Here is a 14,668-nt window from a genome sequence, read left to right as displayed (position 1 = left end):
ATGGCGCTGCGCGACCGCGTCCAGCGGACCGAGACCCGCTCCGACGAGCCCGACCTCGTCGGCCACTACCGCGACCGCCTGCTCGAGGAGGTCGACCTCGACGTCCTCGCGCGGCTCAACCCCACGCAGCGGCGCGCGCGCCTCGAGCGCATCCTGTCGACCCTGCTGTCGATGGACGGGCCCGTGCTCGCGACGCGCGAGCGGTCGACCCTCATCCAGCGCGTCGTCGACGACGCGCTGGGCCTCGGCGTGCTCGAGCCGCTGCTCGCGGACGAGACCATCACCGAGATCATGGTCAACGGCCCGAACGACATCTTCGTCGAGCGCCGCGGGCGGGTCGAGCGCGTCTCGACGACGTTCAGCTCGACCGAGCACCTGTACCAGACCATCGACCGCATCGTCTCGACGGTCAACCGCCGCGTCGACGAGTCCTCCCCGATGGTCGACGCGCGCCTGCCCACCGGCGAGCGCGTCAACGTCATCATCCCGCCGCTCGCGCTCGACGGTCCGACGATCACGATCCGGCGCTTCCCGCGCCCGTTCCGGCTCGGCGAGCTCGTCGGCATGGGCAGCCTCGACGAGCGCACCGCGGCCCTGCTCGGCGCGTGCGTGCGCGCCCGCCTCAACGTGATGATCTCGGGCGGTACGGGCACCGGGAAGACGACGTTCCTCAACGCCCTGTCGGGGCTCATCCCGGACCACGAGCGCATCGTCACGATCGAGGACGCCGCCGAGCTCTCGCTCCAGCAGGAGCACGTCGTGCGCCTCGAGTCGCGCCCCGCGAACGTCGAGGGCCGCGGCGCCGTGTCGATCCGCGACCTCGTGCGCAACTCGCTGCGCATGCGCCCCGACCGCATCGTCGTCGGCGAGGTCCGAGGCGGCGAGACGCTCGACATGCTGCAGGCGATGAACACCGGCCACGAAGGCTCGCTCGCGACGGTGCACGCCAACAGCGCGCTCGACGCGATGGGCCGCCTCGAGACGCTCGCGACGATGAGCGAGCTCGAGCTGCCCGTGGCGACGATCCGCGACCAGATCAACAGCGCGATCGACGTCGTCGTGCACCTCGAGCGCGGCGTCGACGGCACCCGCCGCGTCGCCGAGGTCGGCGCGCTCGTCTCGGTGCGGCGCGACGACTACGAGATGGTCCCGCTCGCGCTGTTCCGGCCGGACCCCGTCGGCCCGGACCGCAAGGTGACCGGACGCTTCGAGCTGCACCCCGTGCCGGCGCGGATCCGTGAGCGCCTGTACCGCGCGGGCGAGCCGGTGCCGGGGGAGGCCCCCGCATGACGGCCGGGGTCATCCTCACCGTCCTGTTCGTGACGCTCGTGCTCGGCGTCGTGACGACGGCCGTGATCCAGGAGAACCGCGCCTACCGCCGCCGCCTCCTCGAGGCCGTGGACTCCCGGCCCGCGTGGCGCAGCGACCTCGTGCAGCGCGCGGACGAGCGGCTGCGGCGCACGCGCCTCGGCGCGCGGTTCGCGGCGCTGCTCGCGGGCTCGGGCCTCGTCGGCTGGTCGCCCACGCTCGCGCTGCTCGGGGTGGTCGGCAGCGGCGTCCTCGGCGTGCTCGTGACCCAGCCCCTCGTCGGGCGGTACGGGTCCGTCGCGTTCGGCGTCGCGGTCGTCCTGTCGTTCAAGCGCTGGCTCGACCACCGCCGCCAGGCCCGGATCGAGAAGTTCGTCGGCCAGCTCCCCGAGCTCGCGCGCCTGCTCGCGAACGGCGCGTCCGCGGGCCTGGGCGTCACGCGGTCCATCGAGCTCGCCGCGCGCGAGATGGACGAGCCCGCGTCGGCCGAGCTCGCGCAGCTCAGCTCGGAGCTCGCGGTCGGCCAGCCGCTCGCGGCCGCGCTGCACCACCTCGCCGAGCGGCTGCCGTCGCGCGAGCTCCTCGTGCTCGTCCAGACCCTCGTCATCCAGGGCAAGGCCGGCGGCGCGCTCGTCTCGGCGCTGTCCAACATCGCCGCGACGCTCGACGAGCGCCGCAAGCTGCGCCGCGAGATCAAGACGGCCACGGTCGGCGCCGCGTTCTCGGGGTACGCGGTCATCCTCATCGGCGTCGGCTCGCTGTTCCTCATGAACGTGATCTCGCCCGGGTCCCTCGACATCATGCTCGGGACGCTGCTCGGCCGGGTCGTGGTCATCGCGGCGCTCGGGCTGTTCGCGATCGGGTTCGTCGCGATCCAGCGGCTCACGAAGGTGGACGTCTGACGTGATCCTGCTCATCCCCTTCGCCGCCGCCGCGCTCGCGGTCCTCGCCATCGTCGGCACGCAGATGCTGCGCACGACCGGCCTCGAGGACGTCGAGGCGTCCATGCGCGCCGCGCGCACCTCGGAGCGGCCCCAGCGCGGGCTGATCCCGCTGCTCGACCTGCTGGGCAAGCGGCTCGTGGGCACCGCGATGCGCGCGTACGGCACCAAGCGGCTCACCGCGCTCGAGGAGACGATCCGCCGCGCGGGCCGGCCCGACGGCGTCACCGTGACGATCTACATCCGCCGCCAGATGGGCTTCCTCGTCCTGACCGCGATCCTCGTGGTGCTGTTCGGGCTCGTCGGGCAGGTGCACATCGGGCTCCTGATCGGCGCGGTGCTGTGCGGGTGGATGCGGCTGTGGCTCACGACGACGGGCCGCAAGCGCCAGGCGCAGATCGAGAGCGAGCTGCCCGACTTCCTCGACGTGCTCGGCGTCACCGTCACGGCCGGCCTCGGCTTCCGGCAGGCCGTCGAGCGCGTGTGCGAGTTCCACAAGGGCCCGCTCGCCCAGGAGATGACGACGGCGCTGCGCGAGATGTCGGTCGGCGTCTCGCGCCGGCAGGCGTTCCTGTCGCTGCGTGACCGCACGCGCTCGGAGGCCGTCGGCACGTTCGTGACCGCGATGCTCCAGGCCGAGGAGCTCGGTGTGCCGCTCTCGGACGCGCTCACCGACATCGCGGCCGACGTGCGCCAGGAGTACGCCCAGCGCGTGCGCCAGCAGGCGGCGAAGGCCGCGCCGAAGGTCTCGCTCGTCATCACCACGACGATCGTGCCGGGGGCGCTGCTGCTCATGATCGGCGCGGTGGTGCTCGCCAACGCGGAGTCGTTCCGTGGCCTCTTCTGAGGTCCGCGCCGTCGACCGCGAGACCGCGGCCGCGGTCGAGGCCATCGGCAGCGTCGTCCGGCTCCTGTGCCACCTGCGGATGGCCGTCCTCGCGCTCAGCGCGGTCACGGCGTTCGTCGCGGGCGGGCTCACGGGCGGCGCGCTGCTCATCACGGCGCTCGCCGTGCCGTTCTCCTACGTCCCGGCGCGCACGTGGGAGCGGCGCGGGGAGCACCTGAGCCGCTCGGGGATCCTGCTCTCCGCGGACCTCGTGATCACCGCGATCGTCATCGCGGTCATGCCGGACTTCCAGCCCGTCGTCGTCTACGCGGCGGCGACCGTCGCGCTGTTCGGCGCGGCCGTCGGGCTGAGCCTCGCGCTCGTCATGGCGGCCCCGATCGCGCTGCTCGTGCTCGTCTCGGTCAACGCCGACCCGCAGCGCCCGCACTGGGCCGTCGGGCTCGCGGCCGCGGCCGCCGTCGCGGTGCTGGCCTGGGCGGGCTCGCGCATCGGTGACGGGCTGCGCGCGCAGGCCCGCACCGCGCGCTCGCTGCGGCTCGTGCAGGCCGGGCAGGCCGCGACGCTCGAACGGGTGCGGATCGCGCGCGACCTGCACGACACCGTCGCGGGCGACCTGGCCGGAATCGTGCTGCTCACGAAGGCCCTCAACCGTCGCCTCGCCGACGCGGACGTCCCCGCGGAGACCCTGCTGCTCGCGCAGCGGCTCAGCGAGGCGTGCGAGGAGGCGCACCGGGGCACGCGCGTCGTCCTGGGGGAGCTCCGGCGCGCGTCGGACGCCCCGAACCTCATGCTCGAGACCACGTGCCGGCAGTGGGCCGAGCGCGCCGGCGTCGCGATCGACGTCGACGTCGACGACCACGTGGCCGACCTGTCCGCCGCGCTCGCCGACGACCTGCGCTCGATCCTCGTCGAGGCGCTCGAGAACGTCCGCAAGCACGCCGGCGCGACGCGGGTGAGCGTGCGGGTCGCGCTCGAGGAGGACTGCGTGCGCCTCGTCGTCACCGACGACGGCCGCGGCATCGGCCCCGGCGAGGCCGCCGCCACGTCGGCCCCGGAGGGCGCCGTGGACGGCCACTTCGGGCTGCTCGGGATGCGCGAGCGCGCGGCGCTGCACGGCGGGGAGCTCGTCGTCACGGGCGCGCCCGGTGAGGGCACGACGGTCACGGTCCGGTTCGACCACGAGAAGGCGGGAGCGGCATGAGGATCCTCGTCGTCGACGACAACAAGCTGATCCGGCTCGGGCTGCGGGCGTCGCTCGAGGGGCTCGACGGCGTCGCCGCCGTCCAGGAGGCCGTCAACGGCCAGGACGCGCTCGACGCCGCGGGGACGTTCGCGCCCGACATCGCGCTGCTCGACGTGCGCATGCCGGTCATGGACGGCCTCACGGCGCTGCCGCGGCTCCTCGAGCACTGCAAGGTCGTGATGCTCACGAACACCGACGACCTCGACGTCGTGGCCGACGCGATGACGCTCGGGGCCAGCGGCTACATCCTGCACGGCTCGCTCGAGCCCGAGGGGATCCTCGCGGCGCTGCGGGCGTGCCTGCTGGGCGGCACGTTCACCGCCGGCCTGGCCCCGTGGGAGCGCCTCGCCGCGCCCGCGACGGGCGCCGTGGCGACCGAGGAGCAGACCGTCCTGTCGCCGCGCGAGACCGAGATCATGGAGCTCGTCGCCGAGGGCCTCGCGAACGGGCAGATCGCGGTGCGCCTGTTCCTGAGCGAGAAGACGGTCAAGAACCACATCAACTCGATCTTCGCCAAGCTCGGCGTCTCGTCACGCCCCCAGGCCATGGCCCTGTGGCACGCGGGCCTGCGTGGGCCCAGGGACCCACGCTGAGCCGGGCAGGACTTGGGCCCCGGATTGGGTCCTGGGGACGTCGTCCCCCGATGCCCGGTTCCGTAGGTTTCTGGTCATCGGAGCTCCCCCGCTCCACACCAGCAGATGGCCCGCGACGGCCGTCTCGACCTCGAAGGAGATCGTCATGATCGAGACCCTGAACCGCAAGGCCGTCCTCGCCCGTCTCGCCGTCACCGGCTACGTCCTCGGCGCCTTCGAGCGTCGCGACGAGCGCGGCCAGGGCGCCGTGGAGTACGTCGGCATCATCCTCGTCGTGGCCGCCATCATCATCGCCCTCGTCGCGCTGGGCCCCGGTCTGGGTGCCGCTATCGGCGCGAAGATCACCGCGGCCATCGCCAGCTTCTGACGTACCGTCGGGCCGGGCGCTCCCCGGAGCGCCCGGCCCTGCTCTGCCCGCCCTCGGAAGGGAAGTCCCGTGCGCCGAACCGCTGCCGGCCTGGCCGCCACCGTCCTCGTGCTGCTCACCGCGTGCACGGGGGGTTCACCGGACCCGGACCCGACGGCGAGCACCGGGCCGACGCAGCAGGCCACGGCGGACGCGGGACCCGAGGCGGTCGTCGCCGAGGCGACGTACCTGTCGCTCCCCGTCGAGGTCGAGGTCGCGCCGGTCCGGGTCAAGGACGACGTGGCGCTCCTGCAGGTCGAGTACCGCCTCGGCGCCGACGCCCCCGCGGGGTCGACGTTCAGCGCCGGCCAGGTGCTCAAGACCACGACCGGCCCGGTCGGGCCGAACGGCGTGCGCCTCGTCGACCTCGGCACGGGCGAGGTCTTCCTGCCCGGGACCGACGCCGCGGGCCAGCCCGCCGTGACGCGCGACTACGTGCAGGCCACCCCGGGCACCCCGGCGACCTCCGAGGGCCTGTACCAGGCCCCCGCCGGTGAGACCGTCGCGGTGCTCTTCCCCTACCTCGGACTCGTGCGCGAGGTCCCGGTCGTGCGGCTCGACGCCGGCGAGGACCTCCCCGTGACCGCGCAGGACCTCGGCCGCGAGGGCGAGCTCACCTACGCCGGTGCGCCGATGGACGCCTTCACGGTCGCGTTCGACGACTCCTCGTCGACCCGCGTCACGCAGGAGGAGGTCACGGTCTCGCTCGCGTCCGACGTGCTCTTCGGCGTCGACCAGGCCGACCTCACACCGCAGGCACAGGCCGTGGTCGACTCCGCGGCGACCGAGATCGCGGCGAAGGCCGCCGAGGGCAGCGTGCAGGTCATCGGGCACACCGACGACGTCGCGTCCCCCGAGTACAACCAGGACCTGTCGGTCCGGCGCGCGCAGGCCGTCGTCGACCGCCTGGCCCCCGTGCTGGGCGCCGCGTACGCGGTGACCGCCGAGGGCCGCGGCGAGAGCGAGCCCGCCGTCCCCGGCACGACCCCCGAGGCCCGCGCGGCGAACCGCCGCGTCGAGATCCGCTTCACCGCCGTGACCCCGGGCACCTCGGTCGAGATCGGCACGGGCGCCGCCCTGCCCGAGCCCACCGGCCCGGTCGCGTCCGGCAGCTCGGCCGTCGAGGTCGCCGGCGTCACCGGCTTCGCGGTCCGCGCGACGCAGGTCGAGCGCGTCGGACCGTTCCTCGTCGGCTCGCTCGAGGTCGAGCGCACCGGCACCGGGACCGGTCAGCCGACCGGCCTGTTCGGCGACTTCGTGCAGGGCCGGGCCACCGCGCGCGGCCTCAGCGCCTTCTCGATGGGCGGCGGCGCGCACAACGCGACGCTGCTCGGCACCGCGAGCCGGTACTACCCGCTCGACTACGTGCGACCGCCGTCCGCGGTCCCCGGCCCGGACGTCCGCGCGGTCGTCGCCGACGAGTGGATCGTCGCGCCCATGGCGCCGGGCGACACCGTCACCGCGACCGTCCTGTGGCCCGACCCGGGCGGCGACACCGTCACCCTCGACGTCCCGGAGCGGTTCCGCCTCACCGACGTCCCCGTCACCTCTCCCTGATCCACGTCCGCCGGAGGTCCCGCATGTCCCGATCCCACCGCACCGCGCGGACCTCGCTCTGGAGGCGTGCGGCCGCCTCGCCCGACGACGGCGCCGGCTCGCTCGAGTACCTCGGCGCGACGATGTTCGTCGCCCTGATCGTCGGCTCGCTGCTCATGGTCGCGACGCCCCTGGGCAACCAGATCGGGGCCCGGCTCTGCGCCGCGATCGGCACGACGTGCGGCAGCGACACCGGCGCGCAGGACGACCTGCCCCCCGACGAGCCGTGCACCGTGCGGACCGACGACACGCACATCGAGGGCGGCGTCAGCATCTCCTTCATCTCGCTCGGGTCGAGCGGCGACATGTCGGTCGAGCGGCTGAGCGACGGCACGTACAAGGTGACGGTCGGCGGCGAGCTCGGCGCGGACGCGTCCCTGAGCGCCGGCGAGGCGCAGGGCACGTTGCGGATCGGCGACTACGGCGGCGAGCTGGGCGCGGAGGCCTCGGTCTCGGGCGGGGTGTTCGCCGGGGCGGGCGTCGAGTACTCGTTCGACAGCAAGGAGGAGGCCGACGAGTTCACGAACTGGGTCGAGCGCACCGTGGCGAAGGAGGGCGCCAAGTCGGTGTCGAACGCCCTCATCCCCGGCAGCGGCGCCTCGGTCGAGGTGCTGAACTGGCTGTGGAACAAGGCGACCGGGTACGACTACGAGCCTCCGGCGCCCAACGTGTCGTACTACGAGGGCGGGATCAGCGCCAACGGCTCGGCGTCGGCCGGCGCCATCGTGGCCGGCGGCAACGCCTCGCTCGACTACGCGAACGCGCTCGGCGTGAAGTTCGACCACGACAAGGGCACCACGACCGTCTACAACAAGATCACGCTCGACGGCGAGGCCGCCGCCCAGCTCGGCCTGTCCGCGACGGACGGCAACTGGGGTGCGGGCGGCGAGGGCTCGGCGGGCATCGAGCTCGTCGTCGCGACGACGCTCGACAAGAACAACCAGATCTCCGAGGTGTCCTTCGACGGCGCCGCGACCGCCGAGGGGGCCGGCTCGCTGACGGCGCTCGCCGGCATCCCGCTCCAGGGTGGCGGCGGCAAGGGCGTGCAGCTCAAGGCGACGGTCCCGGTCACCGACGCCAACCGCGCGCAGGTCACGGCGGCGCTCGGCGGGCTCGGCGCGATCGCCGCCGCGCCGGGCGGCACCTCGATGGTCCCGGCCGTCGCGATCCCGATGATCATGCAGCAGGCTGCGGCGAACGGGGACGTCACGGCGCAGTTCCTCGACGTGAACTCGTCGAACCTCGTCGACGCGGCGCTCGGGCTCGAGGCCCCGGCGATCGGTGGGCTGTCCTTCAGCCTCGGCGCCTCGACCGCGACCTCGGAGTCGACGGGCGCGTACTACCTCGGAGCGAACGGATGGCAGGAGTGGGCAGCATGCGCGGTGTGAGGACGACAGCAGCGGTCGTGTGCCTCGGGGCGGCGCTCGCCCTCGCGGGGTGCTCGCGGGGCGAGGAGCCGGCGGGCGACGACGAGAGCGGGCGCACGGAGATCGCGCCCGAGGGCGACGCGCTCGAGATCGAGGCGCTCGACGACCTCGGCGGCGGCGAGACGTACAGCGACGACGTGCTGAGCATCGCGGTGCCCGAGGGCATGACCGCGTCCGCGACGCCGGCCGGCGAGGGCACGAGCATCCAGCTCCGTGCGGCCGGTGCGCCGCGCGCCGCGGTGATCGTCACGGTCACGCCGCAGGAGCCCGCCAACCCGGACGCCGTCGACGCCGCCTCCGCCGCGGCCGCGGCCCAGCTCGGCGCGAGCGGGGTCGTGGACGACCTCGAGCGGGTCCCCGCGACCTGGTCGGCCGTGCCGTACGCGGTCGCCGCGACGTACACGATCACGCTCGAGGGTGCGGAGCCGCTCGACGGGCTGCTCGTGACCACGCACAACGAGGCCGAGACGTACCTCGTGGCCGTGTCGACGGAGGCGCCGCAGGGCGAGCTCCTGTCCTCGCCCGGCTACGACGCGCTGCGCACGCTCACGCTCAAGGACTGACGGTCACGCTCGGCACGGATGCCGCAGCGGTCCACGGAGAGGACGGATCCACATGACCGCACGCTCGGTCGACCTGCGCGGGGTGGGGCTGTTCGTCCTGCTCGACCTCGTGACGTACGCCGCCGTGTACTGGCTCATCGTGCCGGCGCTCGAGGAGGTGCTCGCGACGCTCGACCCCACGACGCTGACCGCGACGGGGCACGTGCTGACCGCGGTGCGGCTGACCTTCATCGGGGCCGTCGTGACGCGCGCGGTGCGCAGCCGGCGCGGCCTCGCGAACCGCACGGACATCATCCCGACGATCGTCGTCGCCGCGGTGCTCGCGTGGGGCCTGCAGACGACGTTCGGGGTCGCTGCGCTGGTGCTCATGGGCCTGCCGGCGATCGGCTGGGACGTCGTCGTGGCGCTCGTCGAGTGGGTCGCGTTCGGGCTGCTCGGGGCGATGTTCGTGACTCCCGGCGAGGCGATGACCGTGCCTTTGCGCTACCGGGTCGCGGCCGACGACCGGGGGAGCGTCAACATGTTCCTCGTGCCCGCGACCGTCGCGCTCGTGTTCGTCACGCTGCTCGCGATCGTGGTCATCGGCTCGGGCACGAACGACCGGCGCGAGGCGACGACCGCCGCCGACGCCGCCGCGCTCGCGGCCGTGCAGGAGTGGGAGCGGGAGCTCGAGGGCTTCTACCTGCCGCGCGCGTCCGCGTCGCAGCACGCGTCGTTCTGGTCGCTCGCGGGGACCCCGCTGAGCGCGCTGGTCCCGGCGGGCGCCATGGAGGCCGAGGCGGCGAAGTTCGCGGATCGCAACGACGCGACGCTCCTCGACCTCGACATCGACGTGGCCCGCGCCGAGGTCCGGGTCCGCGTGCGCAACGACGACACGGTCCCCCAGACCGGCCGTCAGGTCGAGTCGACCGCGTCCGCGGCGCTCGAGTTCCGCAGCGGGCTGTGTCGCTCGGGCGGGCGGCTCGGCTACCTGATCGGCGGCACGTGCGTCACGACGCCCGCGCCGCTGCCGACCCCCACGCCGACCCCCACACCGACCGTCACCCCGACGCCGGGTGTGACCCCGCCGCCGGTCACGCCGGCCCCGCCGCCGCCGTTCTCCATCCCGGGCGGCCTGGGCGTCTTCCGCGTGGACGCGGTCATCACCGGCTGACGCCCTCGGTGACGATCTACCCTGGCCGCGTGTCCCCTGCCGCGCCGCCGCCCGCACCCACCCACCCCTGCGACGCGGGGGTGCGCGGGTGAGCGGCGCCCGGGTCCTGCTCCTCGGGCTCGTCGTCGTGGTGTTCGTGGTCGCGTGCCTCGCGGTGTTCGCGTGGCGGATCAGCCGGCACCGGGCCTTCACGCGCGGGCTCCGCGGCACCGCGGTCGTCGTGGAGGTCCGACCCATGACGCTGCTGCAGCGCAAGTCGGTCACGGAGCGCCCGACCGAGTTCGTGACCGTCGCGACCGCAGAGGTGCCCCGCGGCGTGCAGGTGTCCCAGAAGATCCCGGCCGGCTCGTACGCCGTCGGTCAGGTCGTGCCCGTCGTGCAGCACCCGCGCGACCCGCACCGGCTCTACCTCGACCGCCCCGACCTCGAGCCGAACGCCCTGGTGGTCTACCTGCCGCTCGTCGCGGCGCTCATGGCCCCCGTGACGCTCGCGATCGCCGTGACGCGGGCGGGGGCGGGGGCCTGATGAGCGTCGTCGCCCGCACCGGTTCCCTGCCGCTCGTCGAGCCCGGTCCCGAGCTCGACCCCGCGACCGCCGCCCGCTACGCCCGGCACCTGAGCCTGCCCGGCATCGGTGTGCTCGGGCAGCGCCGCCTCGCCGCCGCACGCGTGCTCGTCGTCGGCGCGGGCGGGCTCGGCAGTCCCGCGCTGCTCTACCTCGCCGCGGCCGGGGTCGGCACGCTCGGGGTCGTCGACGACGACGTGGTCGACGAGACGAACCTCCAGCGCCAGGTCCTGCACGCGCGCGCCGACGTGGGCCGGCGCAAGGTCGACTCCGCGCGCGAGGCCGTGCTCGCCGCGAACCCCGACGTCACCGTCGAGGCCCACCCCGTGCGCCTGACCGCCGCGAACGCGCTCGAGCTCGTCTCGCGCTACGACCTCGTGCTCGACGGCTCGGACAACTTCGCGACCCGCTACCTCGTGAGCGACGCGACCGCGATCGCGGGGGTCCCGCACGTGTGGGGCGCGCTCGACCGGTTCCAGGGCCAGGTCAGCGTGTTCTGGTCCGCGCCGCCCGCGGGCCTCGAGCCCGTGACGTACCGCGACCTGTTCCCCGAGGCGCCCGCGCCCGGGACCGTGCCGACGTGCGCCGAGGGCGGCGTGCTCGGGGCGCTGTGCGCGACGATCGGCTCCGTCATGGTCAGCGAGGCCGTCAAGCTGGTCACCGGCGTGGGCCGCTCGCTGCTCGGTCGCCTCGCGCTGTACGATGCGGCGGACGTGCGCTGGCGCGAGCTGCGGGTCGCCGCAGACCCGACGCGCCGCCCGGTCACGGAGGTCGCCGAGCCGGACGCCGACGTCTGCGCGGTGCCGCCGGGCGGGTCCGCCGGGTCCACGTCCGCGAGCACCGCGATCTCCGCGCTGCAGCTGCGCGACCTGCTCGACTCGCCGGCGCCGCCGTTCGTGCTCGACGTGCGCGAGGAGCACGAGCGGGCAGTCGTCGCGATCCCCGGGTCGGTGCTGCGGCCGGCGGGGACGCTGCTGCGGCCCGCGCGGCCCGTGCTGCCGGGGGCGGACGGCGCCGTCGACGACCCCTTCGACGGGCTCCCGCGCGACCGCCTGGTCGCGGTCTACTGCAAGTCCGGTGCGCGCTCGCAGCGCGTCGTCGAGGCGGCCCACGCCGCGGGCCGCAGCAACGTCGTGCAGGTCACGGGCGGCGTGCTCGCGTGGGTCGCGGACGTCGACCCGACGCTCCCGCGGTACTGACGCACCCGGCCCCGCGGCGCCGGAGCGGCGGGTCCGGGGACACGCCGCCTCCGACCGCTCCCGGAGCCGGGCCCACCGCACGACCGCGGGGATCCGCTGCCGCTCAGAGCGCGAGGTCGAGGTTCCCGGGCGGTCCGCACACGAGGCCGGTCGTCGGGGACGAGGCGAGCGCCTGCTCCCGGCGGGGGATCCGCCCCGCGAGCCGCGCCGCACGCCCCGCCTGGACCGCGAGGGCCATCGCCCGCGCCATCCGGGCCGGGTCCGCCGCGCGCGTGACCGCCGACGCGACGAGCACGCCGCTGCACCCGAGCTCCATCGCGAGCGCCGCGTCCGACGCCGTGCCGATCCCGGCATCGAGGATCACGGGCACCTGCGCGCGGTCGGCGATCGCCTCGATGCTGCGGGGGTCGAGGATGCCGAGCCCGGAGCCGATCGGCGACCCGAGCGGCATGACCGCGGCGCACCCGACGTCCTCGAGCCTGCGCGCGACGACCGGGTCGTCGCCCGTGTAGGGCAGCACCGTGAACCCCTCGCGCACGAGCCGGTCCGCGGCCTCGACGAGCCCGAACGGCTCGGGCAGCAGCGTGACGTCGTCCGCGAGCACCTCGAGCTTGACCCACGACGTCCCGCACGCCTCGCGCCCGAGCTCGGCGGTGAGCACCGCCTCGCGCGCCGTGAAGCAGCCCGCGGTGTTGGGCAGCGCGCGGATGCCGAGCCGTGCCAGCAGCCCCCAGACCGACTGCTCGCCGCCCGCCCGGACCCGCCGCAGCGCGACGGTCGTCAGGCGCGTGCCCGACGCGACGAGCGCGTCCTCGAGCCGGTCGAGGCTCGGCGCGCCGCCCGTGCCGAGCACGAGCCGCGGGCCGACGACGGTCCCCGCGATCACCAGGGGGTCGTCGGCGGGCGGCCCGCCGGGGACGGTGCCGGGTGCGGGTGCGGGTGCAGGTGACGGGCGTGGCGTGGCCGACGGGCGCGGCGTGGCCGAGGTGCTCGAGGTCGCCGGGGGCGGGGTGGCGCTCATCCGCCCTGCACCGCCGTCACGACCTCGACGCGTGCACCGGCCCGCACGAGCGTCGAGCCCCACAGCCCGCGCGGGACGATCGCGTCGTCGACGGCGACCGCGACCCCGTTCGGCGCGTCGCCGTTCGGTGCGTGGTCGTTCGCCGCGCCGCCGTCCGGTGCCCCGCCGGGGGTCGGCGCGGCGACCGGGGTGCCGGCGTCGTCGGCGAGGAGCTCGGTGACGAGGGCGGCGACGCTCACGGGGTCGGTGAGCGGGCGTTCGACGCCGTTGACGGTCACGGTCGGCGCGGTGGGGGTCATGCGGGTCCTCTCGCGGACACAGGGGCAGGAACAGGAGCGGGAACGGGGACGGCGTCGGGGAGGGGACCGGCCGCGGGAACGTCGCTCCCGGCCCGCGCGGCGAGCCCCCGGGCGTCGCGCACCCGCACCGCCTCGGGCAGGGCCCCGGCCGAGGGAAGGACTCCCGCAGCGCGCGCGGCGAACCGCCGGGGGTCGCACGCCCGCACGGCCTCGGGCAGCGGCTCGCCAGCGAGCAGGGCGTCGAGCACGGCCGCGGTCAGCGGGGTCTGCAGCACCCCGTTGCGGTGGTGGCCGGTCGCGAGCACGAGCCCCGGGACCGCCGCGGGGCCGACGAGCGGCACGTGGTCGGGCGTCGCCGGGCGGGCGCGCGTCGTCACGTCGACGAGGGGCAGCTCGTCGAGCCCGGGCAGGAGCGCGCGGGCGTCGCGCAGCAGCGCGAAGACGTCCCCGGCGCGCGTCCCGTCGGCGGGCTCGCGCTCGTCGCTCGTCGCGCCGACCACGACCTCGCCGGTCGGCCGCGGCACGACGTAGACGGCCCGGTGCTGGACCGTCCCGCGCACGACGGGCAGGCCGCGGAACCCCGGGACGCCGCGCGCGTCGAGCCGCAGCGTCGTCCCGAGCACGGGCCGCACGGGGACGGCGAGGTCCGGCTCGTCGCGCACGACGAGCGCCGAGCCGGCGCCGGCCGCGAGGACCACGAGACCGGCCGGGTGCACGTCGCCGCGGTCGTCGCGGAGCCCCACGACCTCGCCGCCGCGCCCGCGCACGAGCCCGGCCGCGGCGGCCTCGACGACGCGGAGGCGCCCGTCGGCCGGGTCCACCCCGGGGCCGGTCCGGCGGGTGAGCACCGTGCGCAGCGCGGCCAGGACCGCGCGCGGGTCGACCTGCCGCTCGCCCGGGGCCCACGTCGCCGCGCTCACGTGCGGGCCGAGGAGGGGGACGCGCTCGCGCGCCTCGGCGGGCGTGACCTCGTGCACGTCGAGCCCCCACGAGCGCTGGAGCGCGAGCAGGTCGCGGCACCGCCGGGCGTCCGCGGCGTCGTACGCGACCGCGAGCGTCCCGGTGGCGGCGAGCCCGACGTCGACGCCCGACGCGTCCTGCAGCGCGCGCGCCAAGCCCGGCCACAGCGCGGCCGACGCGAGGTTGACGCGGGCCAGCGCGTGCTCGCCGTGCTCGGCCTCGGAGACCGCCGCGAGCATCCCGGCGGCGGCGTGCACGGCCCCGGCCGACCCGCGCAGGCCCGCGGGGTCGAGCAGCGTGACCGCCAGCCCGGCGTCGAGCGCGCGCCACGCGACGGTGAGCCCGACGATCCCGCCGCCCACCACGAGCACGTCGTCGGGTGCGCCGGGGCGCGGCGCGGACGTTCGGCGGGGCGTGCGGGGACGGGCGGCGCTCATCGCGCGTGCTCCCTTCGCTGGCATGACCCAGATCAGGTTCGACGGTCGGCTGCGACGCCCTCTCAGCCCCGCTCTCGTGCGGGGCTCCCGTGCGGCGGTCAGACTACGCT

15 protein-coding genes are annotated in these 14,668 nt (G+C 75.4%); 12 read left to right on the top strand and 3 right to left on the bottom strand.

All coding sequences use genetic code 11. The annotated features are described in order from the left end of the window. The 12 genes from CCE01nite_RS00900 to CCE01nite_RS00845 all read left to right on the top strand — a co-directional run bounded on the left by CCE01nite_RS00900 (nt 1) and on the right by CCE01nite_RS00845 (nt 11,841). The gene (locus CCE01nite_RS00900; protein ID WP_034630807.1) at nt 1-1,290 is read left to right on the top strand and encodes a TadA family conjugal transfer-associated ATPase; all 1,290 of its coding nucleotides are present in this window, start codon (nt 1-3) and stop codon (nt 1,288-1,290) included. Next, a complete protein-coding gene (locus CCE01nite_RS00895; RefSeq protein WP_034630804.1) occupies nt 1,287-2,210 on the top strand; it encodes a type II secretion system F family protein in 924 nt (307 codons plus the stop codon). Before CCE01nite_RS00900 ends, CCE01nite_RS00895 begins: the two co-directional genes overlap by 4 nt. A 1-nt stretch (nt 2,211) precedes the next feature. Beyond that, on the top strand, nt 2,212-3,096 hold the full coding sequence (locus CCE01nite_RS00890; RefSeq protein ID WP_034630799.1) for a type II secretion system F family protein: 885 nt from the start codon (nt 2,212-2,214) through the stop codon (nt 3,094-3,096). Beyond that, complete coding sequence (locus tag CCE01nite_RS00885; protein WP_034630797.1) at nt 3,083-4,297, top strand: sensor histidine kinase; 1,215 nt, start codon at nt 3,083-3,085, stop codon at nt 4,295-4,297. Before CCE01nite_RS00890 ends, CCE01nite_RS00885 begins: the two co-directional genes overlap by 14 nt. Next, nucleotides 4,294-4,932 (top strand): response regulator transcription factor, encoded by a 639-nt coding sequence (locus CCE01nite_RS00880; protein WP_034630794.1) that lies wholly within the window; start codon nt 4,294-4,296, stop codon nt 4,930-4,932. Before CCE01nite_RS00885 ends, CCE01nite_RS00880 begins: the two co-directional genes overlap by 4 nt. Before the next feature lie 145 nt (nt 4,933-5,077). Continuing rightward, entirely contained in the window at nt 5,078-5,299 is a 222-nt protein-coding gene (locus CCE01nite_RS00875; protein ID WP_034630792.1) for a hypothetical protein, read from the top strand. A gap of 69 nt (nt 5,300-5,368) precedes the next feature. After that, nucleotides 5,369-6,895: an OmpA family protein gene (locus tag CCE01nite_RS00870; RefSeq protein ID WP_141371849.1), complete on the top strand. Its 1,527-nt coding sequence runs from the start codon at nt 5,369-5,371 to the stop codon at nt 6,893-6,895. A 23-nt stretch (nt 6,896-6,918) separates the two neighbouring features. Continuing rightward, a complete protein-coding gene (locus tag CCE01nite_RS21125) occupies nt 6,919-8,322 on the top strand; it encodes a hypothetical protein (RefSeq protein WP_034630787.1) in 1,404 nt (467 codons plus the stop codon). After that, complete coding sequence (locus CCE01nite_RS00860; protein WP_141371848.1) at nt 8,319-8,924, top strand: hypothetical protein; 606 nt, start codon at nt 8,319-8,321, stop codon at nt 8,922-8,924. The genes CCE01nite_RS21125 and CCE01nite_RS00860 overlap by 4 nt, the downstream gene beginning before the upstream one ends. A gap of 52 nt (nt 8,925-8,976) precedes the next feature. Further along, entirely contained in the window at nt 8,977-10,077 is a 1,101-nt protein-coding gene (locus CCE01nite_RS00855; RefSeq protein WP_034630777.1) for a pilus assembly protein TadG-related protein, read from the top strand. Nucleotides 10,078-10,165: 88 nt separating this feature from the next. Next, a complete protein-coding gene (locus tag CCE01nite_RS00850) occupies nt 10,166-10,603 on the top strand; it encodes a DUF3592 domain-containing protein (RefSeq protein WP_034630773.1) in 438 nt (145 codons plus the stop codon). Continuing rightward, nucleotides 10,603-11,841, top strand: a complete 1,239-nt coding sequence (locus tag CCE01nite_RS00845; protein WP_034630768.1) for a ThiF family adenylyltransferase — start codon at nt 10,603-10,605, stop codon at nt 11,839-11,841. Before CCE01nite_RS00850 ends, CCE01nite_RS00845 begins: the two co-directional genes overlap by 1 nt. Nucleotides 11,842-11,944: 103 nt before the next feature. On the opposite strand, the gene CCE01nite_RS00840 is transcribed toward CCE01nite_RS00845, so the two are convergent. The 3 genes from CCE01nite_RS00840 to CCE01nite_RS00830 are packed head-to-tail and all read right to left on the bottom strand — an operon-like array spanning nt 11,945 to nt 14,558. Further along, on the bottom strand, nt 11,945-12,862 hold the full coding sequence (locus CCE01nite_RS00840) for a thiazole synthase (protein ID WP_246056243.1): 918 nt from the start codon (nt 12,860-12,862) through the stop codon (nt 11,945-11,947). After that, nucleotides 12,859-13,161: a sulfur carrier protein ThiS gene (thiS, locus tag CCE01nite_RS00835; RefSeq protein WP_034630761.1), complete on the bottom strand. Its 303-nt coding sequence runs from the start codon at nt 13,159-13,161 to the stop codon at nt 12,859-12,861. Before thiS ends, CCE01nite_RS00840 begins: the two co-directional genes overlap by 4 nt. Next, a complete protein-coding gene (locus tag CCE01nite_RS00830; protein ID WP_141371847.1) occupies nt 13,158-14,558 on the bottom strand; it encodes an FAD-dependent oxidoreductase in 1,401 nt (466 codons plus the stop codon). Before CCE01nite_RS00830 ends, thiS begins: the two co-directional genes overlap by 4 nt. Between the last annotated feature and the right edge of the window lie 110 nt (nt 14,559-14,668).

Source organism: Cellulomonas cellasea, from assembly GCF_006538745.1.
Lineage (GTDB): Bacteria > Actinomycetota > Actinomycetes > Actinomycetales > Cellulomonadaceae > Cellulomonas_A > Cellulomonas_A cellasea.
The sequence above is the reverse complement of the archived record's forward strand: the minus strand, read 5'-3'. Positions and strand labels throughout refer to the sequence as shown.